Here is a 26,319-nt window from a genome sequence, read left to right as displayed (position 1 = left end):
AGAAATCACTCCTTTTCATAACGGGATAGTTTCAGATATAGGATGGCGAAAATGAGTAAGATACCAAATGAAACGACTGTTAATGCCGAACCATATCCAAAATTACTTCCATGAACGGCTAAATCAGCAATGTACATGGTTAGTGTTGTTGTGGAATGTGCAGGTCCACCGCCCGTTAAGTTAAACAACAGATCCACGTTATTAAATTCCCAGACAACACGCAGTAAGGTTGTTAAAACAATCGTATTTTTCAATTGCGGCAGAGTAACAAAGATAAATGACTTCCATCTGCTCGCACCATCTACCTTTGCTGCTTCATATAATTCAGCAGGAATACTTTGTAAGGAAGCTAGCAGGGTGATGGCAAAGAATGGGATCCCTCTCCAAAGCTCTGCGAGGATCACGGAGGTAAACGCAGTTGACGTACCAGCCAAGAATGCCTGTGGTTCATCAATCATTCCCAATTTCATTAGCAAGTCATTGAGTACACCCATATGTTCGTTAAAGATTAGTGACCACATCGTGGATGCAAGCACTCCTGAAATTGCCCAAGGGATAAAGGCAACCGCACGCACGACGCCTCTAAACTTAAAAGTTTGGTTCAATAATAAGGCCAAAATCATCCCAAAAATTAATTGAAGACCAACCTCTGATACAACCCATTTCAAGCTATTTAGTAAACTAGGGATGAACATCTTGTCTTTTGTAAAGATGTTGATAAAGTTTTCAAGGCCAGCAAAGCCATTGTAGTATGGCGCTGACACATCATAATTCTGAAGACTGTAATAAAAAACTGTTCCTATAGGATAAAAAAGAAAACCTAAGACAATTAGGAAAGAAGGGAGAATGAACAGATAGGGAACCCATTTTTCCTTTTTAGCTTTCTTTTTATTTACCGCCTTTTGACTCTCAATGACCGTTTCAGTAACACCTTGTAAATAACTCATCTAGTTTCCTCCTCTCTGCTTCCATATTAAATGAAAACGGTTTCTTTCATAATTAAAGATTTTAAGATGAATGGTTAAAATTTTAAGATATTTTAAAAAACTAGGTTCTGTTAAACTTAGTTGTTGATTTGCGCTCCAATCAACACGGAAACTGCAGGGTGACAGTCGATATGATAAGTTCATAAGGCCCGTAAGGCTGGAAAAAGGAGGGTGACGGTCGTTATGATTGGTTCTTAAAGACCGTCAGCTTGAAAAAAGTACGTCGACGGTCGTTATGATTGGTTCTTAAAGACCGTGAGCTTGAAAAAAGCACGGCGGCGTTCGTTATGATTGGTTCTTAAAGACCGTGAGCTTGAAAAAAGCACGGCGGCGGTTGTTATGATTGGTTCTTAAAGACCGTGAGCTTGAAAAAAGCACGGCGACGGTCGTTATGATTGGTTTATAAAGCCCGTGAGCTTGAAAAAAGCACGGCGACGGTCGTTATGATTGGTATATAAAGCCCGTGAGCTTGAAAAAAGCACGGCGGCGGTCGTTATGATTGGTTTATAAAGCCCTTGAGCTTGAAAAAAGCACGGCGGCGGTCGTTATGATTGGTTCTTAAAGACCGTGAGCTTGAAAAAAGCACGGCGGCGGTCGTTATGATTGGTTCTTAAAGACCGTGAGCTTGAAAAAAGCACGGCGGCGGTCGTTATGTTTGGTTCATAAAGACCGTGGATCAGAAAAATAGGACGCGGCGGTCGTTATGAAGGATTCATAAAGACCGTGGATCAGAAAAATAGGACGCGGCGGTCGTTATGAAGGATTCATAAAGCCCGTGAGCTTGAAAAAAGCACGGCGGCGGTCGTTATGATTGGTTTATAAAGCCCGTGAGCTTGAAAAATGTACGGTGACGGTCGTTATGTTTGGTTCATAAAGCCCGTGGACTTGAAAAAAGCAGGGTGACGGTCGTTATGAAGGATTCATAAAGCCCGTGGACTTGAAAAAAGCACGGCGGCGTTCGTTATGATTGGTTCTTAAAGACCGTGAGCTTGAAAAAAGCACGGCGGCGGTCGTTATGATTGGTTCATAAAACCCATGAGCCTCGGTTCAAATCCAGCAATGTTCTTTAATTCAGCCGAAACTAAAAAAAAGCATCCGATTGCAAATTGCATCGAATGCTTTGAAAATTATTTTACTCTGATATATTTATTATTTTGTTCTTCATATTGTTGTTGGGCTGCTTCCATGGCCTCTGCCCATTTTTCCAAGAACTCTTCTACCGTCATTTCCCCGCTTAACACCGCTTGTGTCCCTGTGTCGACAATGGTATTAAGGATTGTCCGGTATTCTGGCAGATAAAATGGCGGTTCAAATAGAATCGTTTCCGGATCATTATAGACCTTCTGGGCTGTCTGAATATGCGGGGAAGTCTTTATCCAGTCTTCACTCAGTGCATCTGAATTGGTTGGAATTTGACCGACACTTTGATTCCAATAGCTCTGCGCCTCCTTAGAATTAATGAAACGGACAAATTTCCATGACTCTTTTGGATGATTGGTTCCCTTAAAAATACTTATTCCAATGGTATTGCCGTCTTCCGCGACATAATGACCTTCTATCGATTTTGGCAAAGGAATAGCCTGAAATTGGTCAGTTTTTAATGCTGCGCTATGCTCGGCATAGGAGCCGATATTATGCTGGACCATTGCAACCGAACCCGTATCGAATCCTGTAATCATTGCTTTATAGTCATTGGTAATATCGCTCATAGGCGTATAATTTTGATATAGGGCAAAGTATTTTTTTAAGAATTCGGCATGCTTTGGATCGTTAATGGTGCTTTTCCCATTCTTAAAGTAGGTATTTATGCCTGAATAGGCATACATCATCCGTTGTAATTGGAAAGAGCCGCCCGCCCCTCCACGGATGGTATATCCATATCGTCCCTTCGATTTATCTGTTAACGTTTTAACATCTTGAAAGAACTCGTCCCATGTCTCAGGCGTCTTCACCCCTACTGCCTTAAACCAATCAGAGCGGACCCACAGGACGTCAAGGTTTTGTGTATACGGAATCCCATATAGTTTGTGGTCGCTGACAATACGCTTATTAAATTCAATGGCATCTTTGTTGATTTTGTCCTTTTGACTCCATACTGAAAAATACGAATCTAGCGGCAATAGTGCATCCCGAAAAGAAAATTCCGGCAGCCAGCTCGAATACACACTAGCCACATCAGGCATTTCTCCAGCCGCAATAGCGGAATCAAACATTGCTTTAGCGGAGTCTTTAGGCAATCCGACATATTCCACATCGATGGTTGGATTTTCTTTCTCGAACTGGTCGATTATTTTTCCCCAAATGGGGGTCCGCTGCGGTCCTGTATTATCATCCCAGAAAGTGATTTTCACTTTTCCAGTAGCTTTTTGACCTGATTCTTGTGATGAAAATCCTTCACCATTGCAACCTGTAAGCCCCAAGCCAATAACTAGGGTCAGCGCAAGCCAAGAAGTTGTTAATTTTTTTATTAACATGCTTTTATCTCCTCGTGTCGAACAACTTCCTTAAAAGTATAAAATTATTCTACTCATTTTGAAACGGAGGTGCAAAGCTAATTTCATCGGAGAATAGAAAAAAACATACTAATTGTATCAAGATTGACAATTAGTATGTTTTCTCTAAGTAATCCCCTTTGTTGTCAACCGCTTTTTATTACTTGGTCAATTGGTGATTGGAATGGTAAAGGATTTCCTTGATGCTAATTGGTTTCTTCTCGGCAACAGAGCGCCATACCCCTTCGCCGACTGCAATGGAATAGGCACCGGCCTCCGCTCCTGCTAAAATTTCATAGCCGCGGGCAGGGTCTGGACCAAGGAAAAGGTCCTCTAATAACAGCGGATCTCCGCCGCCATGCCCTCCAGAGTTTTGGACAAGTTCTATCGTCTCTTTTGCGCCAAAAAGAGGATAATAATCTATTGTTTGATCACGATATTCAAACTGTATCCTCGATGGTTCATGGTATTCAGTCGTTTCGATTCTTCCCTTTGTTCCGTTAATCGCTAGACGGTATCCTTCATAAGGAGCTGAGAAGTTGATTGAATAACTGAGCAAGCTGCCCCCATCATACTTAACAGCTGCAACATACGTATCCTCTATCGAAATTTCCTCATCAAAAATACAGGCATCGGGACGATAATTCGTATAAGGTACGTCCTTTTCATAAACACCCGCTAATAGATGGTCATCTTTTACCGTAGTCGAGCCTATTCGTGGGTTCCAACGCCTAAAATAAGCACAGTTATTGCGAACATCACAAGTCCCGCAATAACGGCCCGATTCTTTCTTCGGATTCATTTCTCCGTCTTGACCATAGTAATTTAAAGCACCGTATGCAAACACTTCCTCCGGCTTTTGATCCAGCCACCAATTAATCAGGTCAAAGTGGTGGGTGGATTTATGAATCGATAAGCCTCCGGAAATGTCGCGATTCCGATTCCAGCGTTTAAAATAGCTTGAACCATGATAGGTATCAATATACCAATTTAGATCAATCGAAGTAATTCTGCCAACTTTCCCTTCGAGAATCATTTCCTTAATTTTCCGATGGAACGCGCTGTACCGATAATTAAACGTGACTAATACTTTCCCTTTGCTCTTAGCTTCCGCCTGCATCACCTTATAGGCATCTTCTGCGGTTGTCACCATCGGTTTTTCTGTTATCACGTTTACCTGTTTCTGCAACGCTCTTAAAATATAGTCTAGATGTGTATCGTCTCTTCCAGTCACAATGACATAATCCGGTTTCGTTTCTTCAATCATGCTTTCAAATTGTTCTGGATTGAAGGTGGGAATCGACTGTAATTGCGGGTATTTTTCATTCGCAATGGTAAATCTTAAAGGATCAGAATCTAATAATCCAACAATCCGATTTTCTGCTGAGAACTCATTTAGGAGTGGTTTCATATACATTTCTAAAGCCCGATTACTAACGCCGCAGATCACATACTTTTTCATGACGGTGTCCTCCATTTTTTATAAAAGGCCTATTTTCTAGTCCCCATTTTATATGAAAACGGTTTCCGCCATAATAGAAGATCTTTAGACTTTTGTGTAAATTTTTAAGATATTTTTTGGGGCTTTTTCCACACTATTTTTGTTCTCATGTGTATTTAAGCAACTACTTCCCGTTCATTTTTGAATTTTTCATATTGCTTTTCAGTCATGATTTTTTTTAGAATTTGAACGACTTTCCAAACTTCCTCATAGGAAGTATATAGTGAAACAGGTGCAAGGCGGATGATGTTTGGCGCCCGGAAATCAGGGATGATGCCATTTTCCTTTAAGGACTTACAAATTCTTGCTGCTTCATTATGCTCTAGGCTTACATGTCCGCCCCGGCGCGCATCTTCTCTTGGCGATCCAACGAAAAATCCCATTTCAGCCAGCTCAGTATCAATTAAATCTACTAAATATTGATTAATTTTAAGAGACTTTTCACGAATATTTTCAATACCGGCTTCTGTAAAAATTTCTAGAGAACCGATCAAGGGAGCGATGCTTAGGACATGAGGCGTTCCAATTTGGAAGGCTCCTGCTGAATGGGCAGGTGTTAAGGTATGTTCCATGTCGAATTGTTTCTCTTTATTCGAACTAAACCAGCCAGCAAGGCCAGGCATCTTTCCAAAATGCTTGCGATTGACAAATAAACCGCCAACACTGCCAGGCCCGCCGTTTAAATGTTTATAGTTGCACCAAAAGGCGAAGTCCACATCCCATTCACTAAAAGAATGGGGAATAGCCCCAGCCGAGTGGCAGGCATCAAACCCGATTAAAATACCCTTCTTATGAGCTTCTTCCGTTAATCGTTTGATGTCCAATATCTGACCGCTGCGGTAAAGAACGGTTGGCAGGACAATTAAAGCCACGTCATCCGTCATCGCTTCGATAATATCATCCTCTTCTAAAAAGCGGCCGTCGCGGCTTTTTACACGGATGAGATGTGTATCGGGATCATATCCACGGGTACGCAGCTGGCTTTGAAGCGCATAAATGTCCGATGGGAAAGTTAGTTCATCTGCCAATATTTTCGTCCGGTTTCCGTCCGGCTGATAAAAAGTTGACACAAGTTGATGCAGATTGACGGTTGTGGAACCCGTTACAATCACTTCCTCAGCAGAACCTCCTACTAACGGCGCAAGCTTCTTGCCCAACTCCTCCGCCATAAAGAACCATGGATGATTCCCCTGTGTCCAGCCATCGATTCCATACTGTTTCCAATCGTTTAACGAATCTAAGAGAGCCTTTTCTGCTCGTTTTGAAAGAAGACCTAAAGAATTTCCATCCATATAAATGGAATCAGGCTTTAAATAAAACTCCTCTCGAAATCGTGCAAGTGTATCCTCTTTATCTAATTGTTTAGCAAACTCCAAAGTTGGTAAAAAATTCGACGTCATCATAAGCCACCCTTCCCTCGATTGAAATCGTTTACAAAATCATACCAAAGAATATGACATCGTGTCAATATTTTTAAAGGTGGTCTTCCCCACCGTTGCTTTAACGTAAAAAAAGAGAATCCTTCAAGGATTCCCTGCCAATTCATTTAATAAAAAACACCTTTTCTTCTATGATTTTTCCAATATATAATCAAATATATGCTTACCAATTCTACTGATTTTCTGCTTTCCTGCAAATACATCATCCAGCTGATCCATTAGCACCACTGCATAGGCTGTTTTCCCATTATTCGTTATCACCGCACAATCATGTTCAATGTGAGGAAGACTGCCTGTTTTATTTGCCACTTTAACCTTATCGAGTTCCATCATGCCTGGAAGTCTATCTTGAAATTGCTGATAACTTAGTATTTTTAATGCTGCCTCACGGCTTTGCTTTGCTAAAAAGGCGCCTTCTTTGACTAGCTTCAAACATGTCATCATATCCAAAGGGCTTGTGTAGTTATCAAATCCTTGTTCAATCGCCTCAAAATCCATCATTTTCCTATTAAGGGCGGTATGCTGCAGCCCCATTTTTTCAAAGGATCGATAAATGTTTGCCATTCCCAATTTATCAATTAGCAAGTTGGTGGCTGTATTATCCGAGACCGTAATCATTAACGTCATGAAATCTTTAATTGTCAAGAGCGCATCCCGGGAAAAGGCCTGTAATACGCCTGACCCACCTGCAGGATTTGTAATGGAAACCAATTCATTCTCATTTAGTTTTCCTATCTCAATCTGCCGGAATGCCTCTATTAAAATTGGTAACTTAATCAAACTTGCGGATTGGAATACTTCTTCACTATTTACATAAATACTCTCGCCCTCAATTTCGATAGCCAAACCGATTCTGCCGCTCGAGCTGCGGAGTTCTTCTTCGATTTTTGCCTTTAATTGTTCCATTAGTTACCTCGTGACAGCAACCTGAGAATAATCATGGTCACCGGCTTTGTTTTTATCATATAGATGACAGGCAATATAATGGCTATCCTCAACTTCCTGCCACACTGGTTTCTCCTTGGCACAAACATCCATGGCCAGTGGACAGCGGGTTCTAAATACACATCCGCTTGGAGGATTAATCGGGCTTGGCAGTTCCCCTTTTAAAATGATTCGTTCACGTTTGTCCTCAATATCCGGGTCAGGAATCGGGATGGCCGAGAGCAATGCCTGTGTATAAGGATGCAGCGGCTTCTTATATAGCTCACTGCTTGTCGTTAACTCCACTAATTGCCCTAAGTACATGACACCGATACGGTCACTGATTTGCTTTACCATTGAGAGATCATGGGCAATAAATAGATAGGTTAATCCCTTCTCCTTTTGCAGTTTGGTCAGCAAATTAACAACCTGTGCCTGAACGGATACATCCAAAGCAGAAATCGGCTCATCAGCGATGATAAAATCAGGGTCAAGGGATAAGGCCCTGGCGATTCCAATCCGTTGGCGCTGACCGCCGCTAAATTCATGCGGATACCGATTGGCATGTTCTCGATTTAAACCGACATCTTCTAATAATTGATAGACACGATTTAACCGTTCTTGTTTATTGGGATACAGGCCATGGACTTCCATCGGCTCAGATATGATTTCACTCACGGTTGACCTTGGATTTAACGAAGCATATGGGTCTTGGAAAATCATTTGCATTTGCCTATGGAAACCAAATCGTTCTTTTGATGTGAACTTGTGGATATTTTTCCCTTTAAAAACAACCTCACCCTCTGTTACATCATAAAGCCCGATAATCGTTCTACCGGCTGTAGACTTCCCGCATCCGGATTCACCAACAATTCCGAATGTCTCCCCTTTGTTAATATGAAAGGTTACCCCATCAACGGCTTTTAAAACTTGATCTTTTCCTAAGTGAAAATGTTTTTTTAAATTGTTTACTTGTAATAACTTTTCCATAGTTATGCCTCCGTCTTACCCCAGTAGCGTCTTGCGGCACATAATTCCCGCTCGTATATCGTTCCTTCTAATGGTATAATTTCCACCGTTTTTCCTGTCTTTGGAGAATGAAGCAATTTTCCTTCTCCATAATAAATGCCTACATGGTGGATTCTTCCCTTTCCTTCTTCATAGGCAAAAAATAATAAATCACCTGGTTCGATATCTGTTAATTCAACTTTTTCTCCTGCTGCTGCCTGGTCACTGGCATCGCGGGGGATCACATACCCATTTGCCTTGCACATCGAGTAACTGAATCCTGAGCAATCATAGCCAAAACTGCTCATCCCCCCCCACAAGTAAGGCAGGCCAAGAAACTGCTCGCCTGCTGATACAATCCCCTGTCCATTTCCCCTTGCAGGTGAATCGGAGACAACGACATTCTCTGTATCTAGCACAGCAGTCCCATCTGGGGTTTTGACGTACACCTTGCCATACTGTTCATTTATGAAAGGCAGTGTGGTTAGATAGGAGAGTTCTATACTAAAAGAATCATTCTCTTTATACAACTTTGCCTCTTGGCTGGTCACAACAGCGACCGGGCCATCTGTTAAATTCCAGCCATCAACAGCCTTCACTAATTGGGCTTTTGGAACCCATCCTGGATAGCCGCGGTCTTCCTTTCTAGTGGATTGGCTAGGAATAATCACATGTGCCCAATCACCATTTTCCTCTACAACTACAACTTCTTCACCATATAAAACTTGAGTTTGAACAAGGTTTGCGTTACATAATTCAAGCCTGGTTTCATATGTCAATCCCTCTAACCACGATTTAATCCTTCCAGGGTTAGATACAGCATCGTTATCGATTTTCCGTGGTGAATCAAAGGACGTCCATACGGTTGCGACCGGAACATTTACAATCCATTTAGCCAATTAAGACCCCTCCCTCAATGTCAATGCACTTAATTCCAAGTCCTGGAGACTCCGGCATTGTTATTAATCTATTATTATATTGGATTCCGCCTTCCACGAGATCCTTTGCTAGCATTAACGGTGCATCAAAATCAAAACGGTTAATATTTTGCTTGCTTGCAGCAAAGTGAGCTGCAGCCGTGATTCCAAGACGAGTTTCAATCATACTGCCGACCATACACTCGACACCGCATGTTTCAGCCAGTTGGTTGATGATTTGGGCTTGATAGATTCCACCAGCCTTCATCAGTTTAATATTTATTAAGTCAGCACTTCTTGTTTTTAATACTTGGAAGGCCTGCTTCGGGGTAAACACACTTTCATCGGCCATAATGAGTGTGTCGACTGCATCCGTTACTTGCTTCAAACCTTCAATATCTTCTGCTTTAACCGGCTGTTCTACAAGCTCAATCCGCAAATCATTGTCTTCCATTTTACGAATAGCCCGGATGGCATCCTTCGCTGACCATCCCTGATTCGCATCCAAACGTATCTTAATATCTTTTCCTACCCGTCTTCTTATCTCCAGGATCCGTTCTATATCGGCAGCGATATCGTCCTTCCCCACCTTTACCTTCAGGACATTGAAGCCTTTTTGAATATAGGAAACCGCATCCTCGCCCATTTCCTCTGGTCCGTTCACGCTAACGGTGAAATCTGTTTCCATTTCCTTTTTATGGCCGCCGAGGAATTGATAGAGCGGCAGTTTGCAATATTGAGATAGACAATCATAAATTGCCATATCTACAGCTGCCTTCGGACTCGGATTTCCAACCAAAAGCGTCTTAAGTCCCTGAAAAATCACCTCATACTGAAGCAAGCTTTTCTTCTGTAAAAATGGCTTAATCACATGATGGATTGCCGATTCAATACTCGAGAGGCTATCACCCGTAATAACAATGGTAGGCGGCGCCTCACCCCAGCCAACGATCCCATTATCACAGTTTATTTTCACAAAAATGGATTCAGCCGTCGTCACTGTTCGAAGGGCCGTTTTAAACGGTTTTATGAGCGGAACAGCAACTCGGAATGTTTCAATTTGCTCAATAATCATGGGTTATCCATCCTTTACAAGATGCCGCTATCGACAATTAGTTTTTTTTCATACGTATTCATGGATGCCTGTACACCTAAGGGAATAGCGATATTTGGGTTGCAATGCCCCATCATGAATCCCTTCATCGCCGGCCTGTCTGCGAGCTGAACATAATGGGCAATGACTTCTTCTAACGATAAGGTAAGATTCCTTTGTGGTGTACAATCACAAAAATCTCCTACAAGTATGCCGCTAGCATCCTTAAGTTTGCCAGCCATATAAAGCTGATTAAGCATTCGGTCCACGGACCGGGGTTCTTCATTCACATCCTCAATAAGCAGCAGCTTACCCTTCGTCTCAATTTCGTATTCTGTTGCAAGAGTGCTGACTAGAAGCGACAAATTCCCACCAACGATTTCTCCACTTGCCTCACCATCAACTAAAACGTCTAATGGAGAAATCTGTTCCGTATAGACGAAAGAGGAAGGCTCAAATAATTGCATAAAACCTTTTTTAGACATTTGGTGTGTGTCCTCTTTCCCTATATCCGAAGCAAGCATCGGCCCATGAAAGGTCACCTGCTCCGCTTGTTGCCGAATGGCCGTATGTAAAAAAGTAATATCGCTATAACCCCAAAAAATTTTTGGATTCCTTTTAACTAATTCATAGTCAATTTGTTCGGCAATTCTTCCTGTTCCAAAACCGCCGCAGGCGCAAATAATAGCTTTAACATCTGGGTCAGCGAACATTTCATGGAAATCTTCTAATCTTTCTTGATCGGAGCCGGCTAAATAACCATTAATACGGGATACATGTTTTCCACCCTTGACTTTTAATCCTAAATCCTTCAAAAAAGTGATTCCACGTACTAGATTTTCTTGATTCGGCGGGCTAGCTGGAGCAATAACTCCAACAGTATCTCCTACTTTAAGACGATTTGGCTTGACTGCATTCATTAGAAAACCCCTTTTCGACACCATCTATAAATCTATGTTTCTAGGGTAAAAGGGATGTCCGGCTGAACATCCCTTTTATTTAAAATTAAGACTATCGCTTATTTCTTATCTGCCCATTTTAATTCTAAATATCCAACTGGATGACGAACGATGCCTGTTACATCCTTATTTTGTAAATATACTTGGTTATAGAAGTGAATAGGAATAATTGGAGCGGCATCAAATAATACCTTTTCAGCCTTATACATCATCTCAAAACGTTTCTTTTCATCTTTTTCATTCTTTGCATCTTTTATTAATTGGTCAAATTCTTTGTTGCTCCAGCCTGTGCGGTTCATTGGAGATCCAGTAATAAAGTTTTCTAAGAAGTTGATTGGATCTGCATAGTCAGCTAGGAATGAGCTCCGTGATAACTGGAACTTTAATGCCTTTTGATCAGTTGCAAACACACTGCTTTCCATATTGGCAAGCTTTACGTCAACACCTAAATTTTCCTTAAACATTTGCTGCAGGGCTTCAGCGATCTTTTTGTGTGCATCACTTGTGCTATAAGTAAGCGTTACTTCAGGAAGTTTCGTGTAATTTTCCTCTTCCATACCCTTTTTCAACAATTCTTTTGCTTTTGCAACATCCGTTTTAAGTAGGTCTCCGTTTGTTTTTCGGAAGTCATTACCTGCTGCATCCTTAAATCCGTAGGACACAAAACCGTAAGCCGGCTTTTCCTTATTTTTTGTTACAAGGTCAACCATTTGCTCCTGGTTAACCGCTAGCGCGAATGCCTTACGAATATTCTCGTTTTGGAAAGGCTCTTTTGTAAGATTAAATCGGTAGAAATATTCACCAGCTTGGTCTTCTACCTTCACATCGCCTTCTTTAAACAACTGGTCAGCAAGTTCTGCAGGGACATCAGATGTATCTAACTCCCCTGTCTTGAACATTTGATATTCTGTATTCGGGTCATCAACCATTGCCCAATGAACTTTATCTAATTTAACATTTTTAGCATCCCAATATTTTTCATTCTTTGTAAAAGTGAAATCACTATCATGGTTCCATTCCGTTAGTTTGAAAGGACCATTACCCACGAATGAACTTGCTTCAGCAAACCAATTTGGATTAGCTGTTGCTACTTTTTCATTGATTGGGAAGAACGCAGGATTAGCAATAACACTTAAGAAATAAGCCTGCGGGCTTGTTAAGGTTACTTCAAACGTCTTATTATCAACCGCTTTTACTTTTACATCATCAGCTGTTCCTTTTCCAGTGTTAAATGCTTCGCCGCCTTCGATGAAATATCCTAAAAAGGCAGCAGAGGATCCTGTTTTTGGATCTAAAAGGCGTTTCCAAGCAAATACAAAGTCACCAGCAGTAACGTCGTCACCATTTGACCATTTCGCATTGTCTCGAATATGGAAGGTATAGGTTTTTCCGTCCTCTGAAACATCCCAGCTTTTAGCGGTTGCAGCTTTTGGTTCATGGGTTTGGTCCAAACGAGTCAGACCCTCCATAATGTTGTTTAATGAATTCCAAGAAACAGCATCGAATCCAATGGCAGGATCCCAAGATGTTGGCTCTTGACTGTTATTTAGGTTAAGAACTTTTTCTACCTTTTCCTTTGACTTTCCTTTTCCATCATCCTTTTTCGGCTCACTTCCGGCATCCTTATTTGCTGTACAAGCTGCTAAAGCAAATACAAGTAAACAAGTTACCAACATTGTCAAAAACTTTTTCATGACTTTCCCCCTCAGTATTTTTTATAGTTAAACAAATGTTGAAACCAATTTTTTAGCCCGTTCGTCCTGGAGCCAGCAATCTACTTGATGATGGCTGCTCAGCTGGATTTTAAACGGGTAGGCTTTATCACAGACTTCCATCGCATAGGGACAGCGTGCCGAAAAGGCACATCCCACAGGAGGGGAAAATAAGTCAGGCGGTGTTCCTGGTATGGGAACGAGTTCTCCTTTTTCCATGTCAAGCCGTGGTACAGATTGAAGTAATCCCACTGTATATGGATGCTGTGATCGGTAAAAGATTTCCCGCCTTGTCCCTACTTCAACAATTTTCCCCGCGTACATGACGGCAACGCGGTCAGCAACCTGTGCTACTACACCCAAGTCGTGAGTAATCAAGATAATCGATACCCCTGTTTTCTTTTGGATATCTCTAAATAACTCCAGAATTTGTGCTTGAATGGTAACATCAAGTGCGGTTGTAGGTTCATCGGCAATTAATACATCCGGCTTGCACACAAGTGCCATGGCAATGACGATTCGCTGCCGCATACCGCCGCTAAACTGATGGGGATATTGTTTTAACCGCTGCTCCGGACTAGGAATTCCCACAAGAGTAAGCATCTCGATGGCTGCTTTCTTTGCCTCGTCCCGTGATATCTTTTCATGTTGGATAATTCCTTCCATGATTTGCTCACCAATCGTAAGCGTTGGATTTAAAGCCGTCATCGGATCTTGGAAAATCATCGAAATATTGGAACCGCGAAGCTTCCGCAATTCCGGTTCTTTTAACTTAATTAAATCCATACCTTTGAAAAGAACTTCTCCACCCGTTATTCTGCCGGGAGGACTAGGAATGAGCCTCATGATGCTTTGAGAAGTGACGCTTTTCCCACAGCCTGATTCACCAACAATGGCTAATGTTTCACCTTTATGCAGGTCAAAACTGACACCTCGGACAGCATTTACTTCGCCGCCATAGGTTGAAAAGGATACTTGTAAATCCTTAACCTGAAGAATTTTCTCCATGATGTTACCTCCTCAACTTTGGATCAAGGGCATCCTGTAATCCATCACCTAAAACATTAAACGCAAACATGGTTAATGAAATGAACAAGGTTGGAAAGAACAAACGCCACCAGTAGCCTGAGAGAATAGTAGATAAACCATCATTCGCCATTACTCCCCAGCTTGCATGCGGTGCTTGGATGCCGAGGCCGATGAAGCTTAAAAATGCTTCTGCAAAAATAGCAGACGGAATTGTTAGTGTCATTTGAACAATGATCGGCCCCATCGTATTCGGCAGCAGATTTTTTCTAATAATCCGCGCAGTTTTCGTACCGAACGTTTTTGATGCCAGGACGAATTCATAGTTTTTAATTTGTAAGACTTGCCCTCGGACAATTCTCGCCATCCCAACCCAGCCCGTTATCGATAATGCAAGAATAATAGTTGTCAATCCCGGTCCAATTACGACCATGACTAAAATAACAACGAGTAAGTAAGGAAGGCCATAGAGAATCTCCACAAATCGCATCATTAAGTTATCGATTCTGCCGCCTTTATACCCGGAAAAACCGCCATAAACAACCCCAATAACAAAGTCAATCAGGGCCGCCATTAACCCAACAAATAATGAGATTCGCGCACCATAACAGGTTCTGGTAAAGACATCGCGGCCTAAATCATCGGTACCAAACCAATACTTACTAGATGGAGGCAAATTCTGCAGTGTTAACGATTGCTTTTCCACCGAATGGGGTGAAATGATTGGTCCGAAAATAGCCAATAAGGTTAGAAAGGCCAAGAATACCAAACCTGCCATCGCCAGCTTATTTTTTACCAGTCTGAGCCAGGAATCCTTCCAGTACGACAAGCTCGGTCTTATGACAGCTTCTGCTTCTGTTTGATTTCGTGCTTTCGGTACAAACCATTCATCAGGAACATCTGCCGAAATATTTCTGTTTTCCTGTTTCCGCAGCTCCATTATTTCGCCTCCTTTTTATGGAGTTTAATTCGTGGATCTAAAACCCCATAGGCGAGATCGACGATTAACAGCATAAGAATCAAAATGGCACTATAAAAGACGGTTGTTCCCATAATGACTGGATAATCACGTGTATTGATACTGTCAACAAAGTATTTCCCCATCCCGGGAATCGCGAATATTTTTTCAATCACAAACGTACCGGTTAAGATACTGGCAGCTAATGAACCTAAAACCGTCACAACTGGCAAAAGAGCATTTCTTAAGGCATGTTTAAAAACAATTTTCACTGGGGATAGGCCTTTTGCTTTCGCCGTTTTAATGTAATCCTGGGTTAATACTTCGAGCATACTTGTGCGCGTTAAGCGGGCGATAATCGCCATTGGTCCTGTTGCCAGCGCTAAAATCGGCAATACCATATGTTTCGGGCTAGTCCATGTAGCGACTGGGAATATCGGAAATCTTACAGCCAGCTCCTCAATCAAAAATGTAGCCATGACAAAGTTCGGAATCGAAATTCCCAGTACCGCAATGCTCATCGCCACATAGTCGATGATGCCGTTATGGCGAAGGGCAGCTAATACACCAAGTAATATGCCTGAAAAAATTGCGACTAAAAGTGTGTAAAATCCAAGCTCAAATGATACCGGAAATCCTCTCCCCAGCATGTCGTTTACAGTCTGAGATGATTTTTTTATCGAAGGTCCGAGGTCTAATTTGACAAGTGCTGATAGGTAATTCCCATATTGGACTAAGAGAGGCTGATCTAGATGGTAATAGGCTTCGAGGTTCTTTTGTACGGCTTCATTGGTTGTTCTTTCCTCATTAAATGGTGATCCTGGTACTGAATGCATTAAGAAAAAGGTTGCTGTAATGATAAGCCATAACGTGATAATCATCGCGGCAATTCGTTTAATGAAATATGTATTCATGCTCGTCCACTTCCTAACAGAATGTTGTTCTCATCGCCAATTCCGTCATTACTAGCATTGCTTGGTATGCTTCTAATATGTCTTTCGCTTGGAAACGAACAATTGTCGTTTCTGGGACGATTTCTGTGCCTGGCATTAAATTTGCCCATTCCGCCTCCCCATAATTGGTAAATTCAATCGCTAGAAGCGGCCTATCTGGCGGTGTAAGCGGTTTCACTTTACCTCTATTGTTAAGTGCGATGGCCGTTTTTTCACGAAGCAGCTGTCCTGCTTTTGCCGGTGTTAACGATTTGACTGCAGACCTTGAAATAGATTCCTTTACAACTGCGGTTGTCACACCCGGAATCAGTTGCTCTGCCTCAAAGGCGGCACGGTCATCACCCGCTACCATTAGAAGAGGAACATCGTAATATCCTGCGACATAGGCATTGAATCCTAATTCGCCTACTGCTACATTATTGATGTACATATTGCGGACCCCAAAGATCATGGAATGGGACATGACGCCTTTTAAGGCGGCACGGGCATGGTAGCCAACAAAGGCCGCCCCCGTAAAGGTTTTATCTAACCCTTGGACCATTGAAAATGGTTTCACATCACCAGTTATCAGTTGTGTCTCAGGGTGGAGCCTCTCAATTAAAAGATTATTCATTTTTGAATGGCTGTCATTTACGACTACTTCATCACATCCTGAATCAAAAGCAGCTGTAATGACATGGTTTGCTTCATCCGTCATAATAATCCGGCTGCGCTCATAGTTATGCTTGCCAGAATCAACTTGAGTATGGTCAACCATGCCAGTGATTCCTTCCATATCCACGGAAACATATAATTTCACTCAAATACCCCTTTCTATTAAAATATTATTTTAATACTATTATAATCTTAATTTACTAAATATTACAAACATATTAAAAATATGATATTAAAGTACCATTTTTTCGTAAAAAAAGACGTCTATCAAGTTTGACGTCTTTAAGTTAATAATTTTTCTTATTTATTAATGGCATCAATCTCCCTATTTTAAGGGAAGATGGATCCCGGCATTTATTTTATTTATGCTTTTTAGCGGCTTTACTTTTACATGAATGTCGTTTTTATTTAAGATTGGAAATTTCCCGCTTTTTTGATACCTCATCCAGTCATCGTGCATAAATCGATACATATAGTCTTCGAATTGATATATATCTCCCCCGATTTTATCGCTATTTACATAGGCTTCATATACATGGTCTCTAATTTTCTCTTTAATCTTCCTTTTAATTCTTGGAGCAAGAATGGTATGGTCGGATTCTCTGACTATAGCTGAAATCTTTATATCCAATCCAACCTGAACCTCATTTTTGTCTTTATTCATGATTCTTTTGACCTTCGGATTTAATAATTCTATTTGAACATGATCCTCTTCCCTATTTTTCCTTTCAGTAATGATTACAGGCGATCGTATCGCCTTATTGTTCACGCGGATAAAACCTTCAAGTTCCTTGCTTGTTAAAAAACCCTTCATTTTTTCATCTTTCATGACATATGCCCCATTAAAAGTAGTCACAGGAAATTTCTCCAAGTTCTGCTTTATATTCTCTTTATTAACAGAGATGCATGGCAGCAATATAGTTTTTGTTTTTTCATCAAATTGATAAATCAATTCTTGCAGGGAAATAGTCGGAATAGTCGATTCTTGCTGCTGCATGTATTCGGGCTGATTAATCCGGGAATTAGAGAAAGCATAATTAAAAGGTACCTGCGAAGTAAAAATTTCTTCAATTGGTTTCTCCGTACCGTAGACCTTTCCCGTTAGACGAATATTGAAATTGGTATCCAATGCCTTGATGGTATGTCCTAACCTATGTTCCAATAATGACTTTCCAAAAACGAATAAACTTATCTGGTCATAATTTACAGGAATTTGTATACCATGATAAATCTTAACAATCGCTTCTTCAACCGTCTTACCTTTTCCAACTCCTAACCAGATTGGGCTAGGTTTATCACTCTTGCCTTGCTCGGTTTTAGCTACGTTCGAAAAGTCTAAAAACTGCATAACCACGTGGTATTCATCAGCTTTATAATCAATTCCTATCCCCACTGCATAGGCTTGGAATTGGATCTCATTGATCTTGGAACAACCAGTGAGAAGCAATAGGGCGTATGTAATGTATAAAAATTTCTTCATCTATTCACCTGTTCTTGTACCATCTTTAATATGTAAAGAGGCATTTCGTTTTTTCATAAAGGAAAATGGGATTCTGAAAAAAGCGAACAAGATATCTTTTCCTTCTGACGAAGAGATTTCTGCTAATACTGGAACCCCAAAAGACTTCAACCTTGTTAAAAAGAGCAAAACGAACATAAAACTTATAAAAAACCCATAAATCCCCATACTGTAGCTAAAGATCAAAACAAATATTCTAATGAAAAAGATATTTCCTGATAAAGACTGATTAACGAGTGTAAAGCTGGAAATAGCTGTTACTCCGATGACAACGAGCATTGTAGGAGAAGTAATCCCCCCGCGAATAGCCGCATCACCAATAATCAATCCGCCAAGAACGGCAACGGTTTGTCCAATTCCCTTCGGCAGGCGGGCTCCGCCTTCTTTAAATAACTCAAACATGACAAGCATGAGCAGGACTTCAATAAGTGGTGAAAACGGCAGGCCTAATCTGGAATTCGTGATGGTGGCAATAAGCGGAAGTGGTAATTGCCCAACATTATGTGTAATCAACGCCGTATAAAACCCTGGCAGAAAAGTTGTCGTAAAAAGACCTATAATGCGCAACATCCGTTCCAATGAGGCAAAATAAAAACTGGTGTTATCGTCTTCAGGTGTCTTAAATAGGAAGGAAAGATCCGCAGGTGCAATCAATACAGTTGGGGCTCCATCCACAACAATGGCGAACCTCCCTTGATTGATGGATTCCGCGACGTAATCAGCCCTGCCTGAGTAGTCTATCGTTGGAATAAGAGTAAATTTATTTTCCATCAAATATTCCATCAACATCGATGTGCTTGTTACTATATCGACGTCTAAGGCAGCAAGCCGGCCTTTGATATCACTCAATATCTTTTCGTTAATAATATCTTTAATATAAAGAAGTGAAACCCTTGTATTGGTTCTTTTGCCGATCGTGTAATCTTCAATGACCAAAGAGGACGTCCGCAGCCTTTTTCGAATTAAACCAAGATTGGTTGTAATATCCTCAACGAAACCATCCTTCGGCCCACGAATCGAAACTTCGGCAACAGATTCATCCGGCTGTCTGGTGGGAAATTTACTAATATTATAAAAATAAACCTTTTCTCCTGAAGGAATAACCATTAGTTTCCCCGAGAAAATGGCCTCCTCGATTTTTTCAGAAGTAGTTTCCTCTCTTTCCAGAATCTCCATCTGGAGAGATTGATAAATGGAGTTGGAATGTTCACTGGAAGGCAAAAGGACAGATTGAACCAGACTTGCATCTGTTAAAGGTATGCAATAAACAAAGATGACCGGATTGGGAGCATTTTGATCTGCTTTAATTTCAATATCAGATGAATAATTAAATAGCTTTTGGAGATTTTCAATAGAAAATAAATGTTCATTCATGATTTAACCCCGCCTCTAGCCATTTCTGTTTATTCTTCACAATATAGATTGTTATGATTGAAATTTGTATGATTAACAAAAAGAAAGATATAGGCCGGAAATATCCATAGACCATGGTCGCAAAAGGGCTCTGGTCAAATGGGTAAATGCAAGCGATAAAAACGATGGAGTAAATAATTCTTACCACTTTTACATTCTCTATTCCTTTTGTAAGAATTCGGCTAGAGATGAAGAGAAATAGACTAATTCTTACAACTCCTCCTGAGAGCCATTGAAAAATCGCAAAAAAATCGGTGTGGGAAAAATATCTCCCAATGGAAATTATGCGCCACTGTTCATAAGCCGGGTATCGATATTTAGCAGCCGTTGCCGGGCCAAACTCAACAATTGACCCAATGGTAGGTCCCAGCATTAAACCAATAATGATCATCCCAACTATGAATAGGTGTTTTCTTGTAACCGCTTTTTGTAAAACAGGAGTTAAGAAAAAAATGATAAATAACTCTAAAATGGGTAAGGACGTATACAGGAGACCCTTTGTGACGGGCAAAAATCCATCAGTAAACAATGGGAATAGCAGTTCATAATTTTTTTTCTTCATATTCGCAAATGAAATAAAAAAGCCTAAAAAAAGAACGCTCGGACAAAGAATACTGCTTAATAGTCCAATGGAAAACAATCCAGATTCGGTGCAAATCAAACAGAAAATAAGAAGTACTAACCCCAAAGTGAAACTGTTGAACCCTTGCATATAGCTTAATTGTGACCAGTAGATAATTTCTTTCGCCGTAACAAAAGCATCGATTAGCATATATAAAGCGATTGGAAAAAGCAGAATGTAATAACTGAATACACTCCCACTATCTTTTAAGAGATGGATGATTGACCGTTTGTTTAAAATGGAGACTATCTTGTATAGGAGATAAATCCATAAAGGCAGAATGATAAACGTTAATAGAATGCTTACCCAAGAATCTCTTTTTGCTGTATTCAATAGGAACGGAATAATTTCAACATGTGCAAAAAGGCCTACAGATAGTAATATGACATACACAATGGAAATAAATCTTAGCTTATTCTGCATTTTTTCATTTCCTTTTTTTCCATATTATTCTTATTGCTTGTGTAAACTATTCGTGTTCATTAACATTCCCCAGGAGCACGCAAAAAAACCTTTGTTCCGCCCTATTAAAGGCATAAACAAAGGTTATATTTTAAAAGGCTCTACTATGAATTTGATAATTCCTTAATTTTTCCAACCCAATCCTTGAAACTTCCAAATTCACTGGAATTAAAGCCGAAATGCGCCTTAATTAAGTTGACGGTTTCGCTTTCTTCGTTTTGAAACACTCCATCTGAATAGATTAGTTTAAAGAGCTCCGCTAACACGATATTTCGTGCGCGTTCCGTTTTGAATTTCTTGAGAATATCCTCCATTGCGAGGCCCTTTAGTTGATAATCTTCAAGTCCCGTTTCGCTTTTGTATTTGTTAAGAATAGAAAATTCATAAATAGATACATTTCCATCGATTGTGGCAATCAGGTGGGCCAGTTCAAGAAAAGCCTCTTTTTCCTCCTGATGTAGTTCTGCTAGAAACAATATTCAACTCTCCTTAAAAACTTAATACTATTTATACGAACAAGCTCGATTTTAGTTTCAATTATTCTCATTTTAAAGCACTTATCAAATTCAAATAAGTATAGTATTCGATTTTAACCAATCATAACTTTCGTTAATTCTCTCAGCCAAAGGACCTCAGAATCAGACTGGGGATGACGCCCATACACTTCCCTGGCTTTAAAAGCATGGACCTCCGTATAAATTTCTCTCATTTGGTCATACACCCATTGTTCCGTTCTATGTACTGGCGACCAACAAAAAATGTCCATCTTATTCAACTCATTCGTGACCATATGGATTCTTTCATAACTAATCGATTCCATCTTCAAGAAATCATTCTTTTCATAAAATCTTATTCGTTTTTCCGAGTCGGGATCTATAAGAGTAACTGGTTCAACCTCCAGGATAATCGCTTTTCCTTTTCGTTTCAATTGGTCAAGGATCACACTTCCTCTCCCAGTTCCCCTGGTGTTTCGAGCCACTAGTATATAATCTATGAAGATATAATCAGCCTTTTCAAAGTAAACTAATACATGGTCCTGGCTTTCCTCTACTTGGTAGATTCCCTGTTTTTCTTGCAAAAGGATTTCAAAATGCTTTTTAGATTTCATTTCTTTTTCTGGAAAATAATCAGTCAATCTAGTATACCAGTTGCTCATCCTAATACCCCTTTGCCCGAATATTTTATTTTGAAAACATCATTTCTAATGTCTCTCCCATTTTAGTTAATCAATGTAAATCTATTATTAAGATTTTTTTGAATATTTATTTTGTTTTTGTAAATACAAAAATCACAATATTATATTTTGCTAAAATGGGGCTGTTAGGATCTTTTACATATTTCAATAATAGGGAGAGTTAATTCAGATGAAACAGAATAAGGGTAAAGTAACGGCATTACTGGGCTGGAGCCTGCAAGCAATTGAAGCAATTGACAAAATGAATCGACCATTTGTGGTTGTTGGTCCACCTGAATTTCAAAGTTTTGCTGACAACCATGGCATCCAGTTTATCCCATGGGTATTCCGCCAATTAGAGGAGCGGTCGGATGAACTCTTTGAAAAATTAAAGGATCTTAATACAAAAGTGGCTGTCCCAATCTACGAAGAGACCGTCGAGTGGGCTGGTGCCATGAATGCGAGGCTATGGAATAACCCGCGCATTTTCCATAAATCTCTGCTTCTCCGTGACAAAGGCTTGATGAAGCGTAAAGCACAACTAGCAGGAATTCGTGTTGGAGTCTTCGAAGAAGCAACCAACAAGGAAGAAATCTATTATTTTTTAAAAAGAATCAATGATGCGCTTTGTATTATAGATGAGGAAGACTATGCCCCTATTCACGTTAAACCATTTGATAAGGCAGGCACAGTCGGACATTACATGATTCGAAAACAGGAAGAGATTGACCAAATTGACGACTCAGAATTCCCGTTACTAATGGAAAGCCACCTGGAAGGTCAGGAATTCTCATGTGAGGCGTTTATCCATAATGGAAAAATCAGGTTCCTAAACATTACTGAATATGTAAAGTTAGGCCACTCTAACTTCGTCCCTGCTTCTCCTTCACTTGAAAAATGGAGGCCGCAAATCAGGGAAACTATTGAGAAACTTGTGGATGCTTTTGAAATCCAATATGGCATCATCCATCCTGAGTTTTTTATCACTCAAGATGGGATAGTGAGTTTCGGTGAGGTAGCGAACCGTATTCCTGGCGGCCATATTTTTGAACATATTGAAAATGCCTATGGATTCAGCCCTTATCAAGGCCAAGTTCTTTGCTGTGACCCAGATACGACCGAAGAAGAAATTGAAGCGTTTTTCCCTGAGGAAGTGGTTTCCGCAAAAGGGTACTCTGGCAATCTCATGGTCTATCCTAAAGTAAAAATCGTTGATAAGCTGCAATTACCTAATAAGCTAAAGAATCATCCTTATTTTGTAAAACATAATATGTTCATTCCTGTTACATCCAAAGTGGCAGAACGGGTAGGATTTGGGAATCATTATGGAACCATTTTCTTTTTTGGAGAAAATGCGGATGAAATGACATCCCTTTTGAAAGATTATGAGAAATATAATTTCTACCAATAAGGAGCGAATAAAAAGGATGAGTACATTAACGACAAAGAGAAAAAGAATGGGGAAACACACAACAGCTTTGAAAAGTAAATTTGAAGTAGCTTTAGAAAGACTTGAGCAGGCTAAACCATTCGCAAAAAGTCTTTATCAAACAGAGGTTTATCAATTAGCGATTGAGCTTTCTTACTCCTACGATGGAATGAATATTCTCTTTGAAAATGCTCATCGTTTTGATCAGGCTGGTGTCTTCCTAGGAGGTCAATGGGAGGATCCAACTAAAATGCAGCCTCCACTCGTTGGCGGTTCATTGAGGTCTAAACAGGGCGTCAATTCCATTATCGAATTGTTAAGTGAAATGAGAATGCTGGCCATTGCGAAAGGAACTTACATCCATGAGGGCCTGAGCAAGGAAGAAACCAATGCCTTTTTAAATGAAGTCATGGCCTTGAATCTTGACCTTTTGTTCACACCAGAAACAGAAGAAGGCCGTATTTTAGAAGATCATATGATTCGGGCCCAAGTCTTATTTCAATACTTGGGTGAGCAGCTTTCATTTCGAGCAATCGGTTATCAAATTGTGCAGGAATTAGAACGCCTGTCTGTCCAGCGTCCTATTATGACAGGTCGCATATTAAGCATGATTAGCCTTTCTAAACAATTAATTAAAAGCGGTATTGATGAAAAAACGAGAGAAGCACTTGAAAAATATATAGATGCCGCAAATGCTCCAACCCCTTTAAGTAAGGATGCGGCCGATCAAAGGGAATATAGACTCAAACTGGAAAATGCCAATGAAGCTGAGCTGGAGTCAGAAGTGAATATTTTCGCAAAATCGATGAAAGAAATAGGTCTAGTATCACCCTATCACCCCGTTCTTCTTCGGTTTCTTAACCGGAAGAGTCCTGATAAAATCCAGGCAGCCCTTGATCTATCAGAAACAGGGATTGCAAGTTTCAACGCCAATCAACAACTGATCCATGACATCATCCAGATTTCGATTTATCCTGAAACACGTCAAGCTATATATAGCCTTTCAAGAATGCTAGACCGAGGGGTGCTCACCCAGGAACATGTACTTCCTGCCATTCGCCGTCTGTTTGATCTCCCTATTCATGCACACGTACGCGAAGCACTTACAAAGTTTAAGGATGAACAAAGCGCAATCAGCCTAAACGGTCTTCTTATTGCTGGAGTTATGAGTATTCTTGGTCAGCCTCTTGGTGTCGGGCAAGGGAACAATCCAACTTGCCAGTCAGCTAGAGCCATTTCCCTCTGGAGTCAGCATGGAATCGGTCAACTGTTGGAATATATTGCTCGGGCAGCCCGTGACAATGATATTGATATGACATTTGAAGGAGAAACCATCCACTCAAGCCTCCTTATTGGAGGGATAGCGGGGGAAATCGGGCAGGATTTGGATCCAATATCTATGGTTCTCGTACCACACCTGGATAAAATCTATAACGAAATGATGAAAAAAACGCTGCTTCGCGGCGAGGACGGACATAAGTGGGTAAACCCGGAATTCTATGGTGCATGGATTCCAAAGGGCTTTATCAATGCGATTGATCAATTGACACTCTATGTATCAAACTACTCTGCTTTTGTTAAGTTATTCTATGCCACCCACCATCCTGATTATAATGAAGGCTATGAGATGATTTATCCGAATCCTGTTGGCATTCTCATCACAAACGTTCATGGGGAACTGCTCGGCCTACATGCTGTATCGATTCAAAGAATTAAAAAAGACCCGCACGGAAATATTCGAATCTATTTTTACAATCCTAACAACGACAGTGGCCAGAATTGGGGGCAGGGCATTATTGCAAGTGTTTCAGGATTTGGCGAACTTGAAGGAGAAGCATCCCTTCCGTTCCATGAATTTGTATCGAGAATGTACGCCTACCACTATAACCCTTTCGAACAGGGTGACACCTATATGGTTGAACACAGTCTTGTTGAAGAAGTGGAAGCACTGGCAAGAGAAAGCTGGGGCAAAAATTATCAGTGGGCATGATTAAATCGTCTCTGGGAGGATTGTAATGAAAGTATCTATCATTGGCACGACTGGGTATGGCGGCGGTGAACTTTTTCGTATATTACATCATCATCCGGTATTTACTATTCAATCTGTTCATACCACAAGGAATGAGATTCCATTATTCGAAGAGTTTCCACACCTAAACGGTATTACAAACCAAACACTTGAGCATATCGATGTGGAAAAAATCGCGAAGCATTCAGAAATCGTTTTTATCGCAGCTCCATCAGGAGTATCTAGTAAGCTTGTTCCTGCCTTCTTTAGGACAGGCGTTCAAGTGATTGATTTATCTGGTGATCTGCGGCTAATCGATGGTGAAGAATATCTGAAATGGTATAAGCACGAACCAGTTGAAAGCAGTTTATTGGAAAAAGCTGTTTATGGGTTAAGTGAATGGAATAAAGAAAAAATTATCAATGCGGAATTAATCGCTAATCCCGGCTGTTACCCTACGGCGACGTTACTGGGTCTTGCACCAGTGGTAAAAGAGCGACTGATTGATCCGGATATGATCATCATTGATGCAAAATCCGGAGCTTCCGGAGCTGGAAGATCGGTATCTAAAAGCCTGCTATTCTCGGAGATCAATGAAAATTTCCGAATTTATAAGGTTAACGAGCATCAGCATATTCCTGAAATAGAGCAGCAATTGAACCGATGGAGTACAGGAATTTCACCTATTACTTTTAATACCCATTTGCTGCCGATCACAAGAGGAATCATGGCTACAATCTATGTCCAGCTTAAAGAAAATTTGCATACTGATAGACTCATTGAATTATATAAGGAACAGTATTTATGGAGTCCGTTTGTGAGGATCAGGCCAAAAGGCAATTTCCCATCCGTTAAGGAAGTAGCAGGATCGAATTTTTGTGATATTGGCTTGCAAGTTGACGAGAGGACTGGAAGATTAACGATCGTTTCTGTCATCGATAATCTCATGAAAGGGGCTGCCGGCCAGGCGGTTCAAAATGCCAATTTAATGAATGGATTAAATGAAAAAACGGGATTAGAGTTTGTTCCCTTGTATCCTTAGGGAGCCTGGAATTTTTAATGGAAAAGCA

At 40.6% G+C, this 26,319-nt stretch carries 22 protein-coding genes; 3 read left to right on the top strand and 19 right to left on the bottom strand.

Features of this window, described 5'->3' with window-relative positions; genetic code table 11:
- Positions 1 to 5: 5 nt before the first annotated feature.
- From LC455_RS05150 to LC455_RS05060, 19 genes are all read right to left on the bottom strand, one after another.
- Entirely contained in the window at positions 6 to 947 is a 942-nt protein-coding gene (locus tag LC455_RS05150) for a carbohydrate ABC transporter permease (RefSeq protein ID WP_223588783.1), read from the bottom strand.
- A 1,166-nt stretch (positions 948 to 2,113) separates the two neighbouring features.
- On the bottom strand, positions 2,114 to 3,460 hold the full coding sequence (locus tag LC455_RS05145; protein ID WP_223588782.1) for an ABC transporter substrate-binding protein: 1,347 nt from the start codon (positions 3,458 to 3,460) through the stop codon (positions 2,114 to 2,116).
- A 178-nt stretch (positions 3,461 to 3,638) separates the two neighbouring features.
- Positions 3,639 to 4,940, bottom strand: coding sequence for a Gfo/Idh/MocA family protein (locus LC455_RS05140; protein ID WP_223588780.1), 1,302 nt, complete (start codon positions 4,938 to 4,940; stop codon positions 3,639 to 3,641).
- 155 nt (positions 4,941 to 5,095) lie between these two features.
- Positions 5,096 to 6,382, bottom strand: coding sequence for a kynureninase (kynU, locus tag LC455_RS05135; protein WP_223588779.1), 1,287 nt, complete (start codon positions 6,380 to 6,382; stop codon positions 5,096 to 5,098).
- Positions 6,383 to 6,547: 165 nt separating this feature from the next.
- A complete protein-coding gene (locus LC455_RS05130) occupies positions 6,548 to 7,324 on the bottom strand; it encodes a serine hydrolase (protein WP_223588777.1) in 777 nt (258 codons plus the stop codon).
- A 3-nt stretch (positions 7,325 to 7,327) separates the two neighbouring features.
- Entirely contained in the window at positions 7,328 to 8,332 is a 1,005-nt protein-coding gene (locus tag LC455_RS05125; protein ID WP_223588776.1) for an oligopeptide/dipeptide ABC transporter ATP-binding protein, read from the bottom strand.
- Between the two features lie 2 nt (positions 8,333 to 8,334).
- Positions 8,335 to 9,249: a C40 family peptidase gene (locus LC455_RS05120; RefSeq protein WP_223588775.1), complete on the bottom strand. Its 915-nt coding sequence runs from the start codon at positions 9,247 to 9,249 to the stop codon at positions 8,335 to 8,337.
- Positions 9,242 to 10,342 carry a mandelate racemase/muconate lactonizing enzyme family protein gene (locus LC455_RS05115; protein WP_223588774.1) on the bottom strand — a complete coding sequence of 367 codons (1,101 nt, stop codon included), beginning with the start codon at positions 10,340 to 10,342 and terminating at the stop codon, positions 9,242 to 9,244. Before LC455_RS05115 ends, LC455_RS05120 begins: the two co-directional genes overlap by 8 nt.
- A gap of 14 nt (positions 10,343 to 10,356) precedes the next feature.
- Positions 10,357 to 11,280, bottom strand: a complete 924-nt coding sequence (locus LC455_RS05110; RefSeq protein ID WP_223588772.1) for a S66 peptidase family protein — start codon at positions 11,278 to 11,280, stop codon at positions 10,357 to 10,359.
- A 98-nt stretch (positions 11,281 to 11,378) separates the two neighbouring features.
- Positions 11,379 to 13,013 carry a peptide ABC transporter substrate-binding protein gene (locus LC455_RS05105; RefSeq protein WP_223588771.1) on the bottom strand — a complete coding sequence of 545 codons (1,635 nt, stop codon included), beginning with the start codon at positions 13,011 to 13,013 and terminating at the stop codon, positions 11,379 to 11,381.
- A 27-nt stretch (positions 13,014 to 13,040) separates the two neighbouring features.
- Complete coding sequence (locus LC455_RS05100) at positions 13,041 to 14,039, bottom strand: ABC transporter ATP-binding protein (RefSeq protein ID WP_223588769.1); 999 nt, start codon at positions 14,037 to 14,039, stop codon at positions 13,041 to 13,043.
- Positions 14,040 to 14,043: 4 nt separating this feature from the next.
- Entirely contained in the window at positions 14,044 to 14,997 is a 954-nt protein-coding gene (locus LC455_RS05095; protein WP_223588768.1) for an ABC transporter permease, read from the bottom strand.
- Positions 14,997 to 15,929, bottom strand: a complete 933-nt coding sequence (locus tag LC455_RS05090) for an ABC transporter permease (protein WP_223588767.1) — start codon at positions 15,927 to 15,929, stop codon at positions 14,997 to 14,999. The genes LC455_RS05095 and LC455_RS05090 overlap by 1 nt, the downstream gene beginning before the upstream one ends.
- Before the next feature lie 13 nt (positions 15,930 to 15,942).
- Positions 15,943 to 16,767, bottom strand: a complete 825-nt coding sequence (locus LC455_RS05085) for a M55 family metallopeptidase (protein ID WP_223588765.1) — start codon at positions 16,765 to 16,767, stop codon at positions 15,943 to 15,945.
- A gap of 180 nt (positions 16,768 to 16,947) precedes the next feature.
- Complete coding sequence (locus tag LC455_RS05080; RefSeq protein WP_223588764.1) at positions 16,948 to 18,102, bottom strand: Ger(x)C family spore germination protein; 1,155 nt, start codon at positions 18,100 to 18,102, stop codon at positions 16,948 to 16,950.
- The gene (locus LC455_RS05075) at positions 18,103 to 19,515 is read right to left on the bottom strand and encodes a spore germination protein (RefSeq protein ID WP_223588763.1); all 1,413 of its coding nucleotides are present in this window, start codon (positions 19,513 to 19,515) and stop codon (positions 18,103 to 18,105) included.
- Entirely contained in the window at positions 19,508 to 20,599 is a 1,092-nt protein-coding gene (locus tag LC455_RS05070; RefSeq protein ID WP_223588761.1) for an endospore germination permease, read from the bottom strand. Before LC455_RS05070 ends, LC455_RS05075 begins: the two co-directional genes overlap by 8 nt.
- 143 nt (positions 20,600 to 20,742) lie before the next feature.
- Positions 20,743 to 21,114 carry a hypothetical protein gene (locus LC455_RS05065; RefSeq protein WP_223588760.1) on the bottom strand — a complete coding sequence of 124 codons (372 nt, stop codon included), beginning with the start codon at positions 21,112 to 21,114 and terminating at the stop codon, positions 20,743 to 20,745.
- 113 nt (positions 21,115 to 21,227) lie between these two features.
- A complete protein-coding gene (locus LC455_RS05060) occupies positions 21,228 to 21,794 on the bottom strand; it encodes a GNAT family N-acetyltransferase (protein WP_223588759.1) in 567 nt (188 codons plus the stop codon).
- A 208-nt stretch (positions 21,795 to 22,002) separates the two neighbouring features.
- On the opposite strand from LC455_RS05060, the gene LC455_RS05055 reads away from it, so the two are divergent.
- From LC455_RS05055 to argC, 3 genes are read left to right on the top strand one after another with little or no spacing between them, the layout of a single operon-like run.
- On the top strand, positions 22,003 to 23,223 hold the full coding sequence (locus LC455_RS05055) for an ATP-grasp domain-containing protein (protein ID WP_223588758.1): 1,221 nt from the start codon (positions 22,003 to 22,005) through the stop codon (positions 23,221 to 23,223).
- 16 nt (positions 23,224 to 23,239) lie between these two features.
- Positions 23,240 to 25,231 carry a hypothetical protein gene (locus LC455_RS05050; RefSeq protein WP_223588756.1) on the top strand — a complete coding sequence of 664 codons (1,992 nt, stop codon included), beginning with the start codon at positions 23,240 to 23,242 and terminating at the stop codon, positions 25,229 to 25,231.
- Between the two features lie 25 nt (positions 25,232 to 25,256).
- Positions 25,257 to 26,291 (top strand): N-acetyl-gamma-glutamyl-phosphate reductase, encoded by a 1,035-nt coding sequence (gene argC, locus LC455_RS05045; RefSeq protein ID WP_223588755.1) that lies wholly within the window; start codon positions 25,257 to 25,259, stop codon positions 26,289 to 26,291.
- Positions 26,292 to 26,319: the final 28 nt, after the last annotated feature.

The sequence above is a fragment of the Neobacillus bataviensis genome, assembly GCF_019969725.1.
The sequence above is the reverse complement of the archived record's forward strand: the minus strand, read 5'-3'. Positions and strand labels throughout refer to the sequence as shown.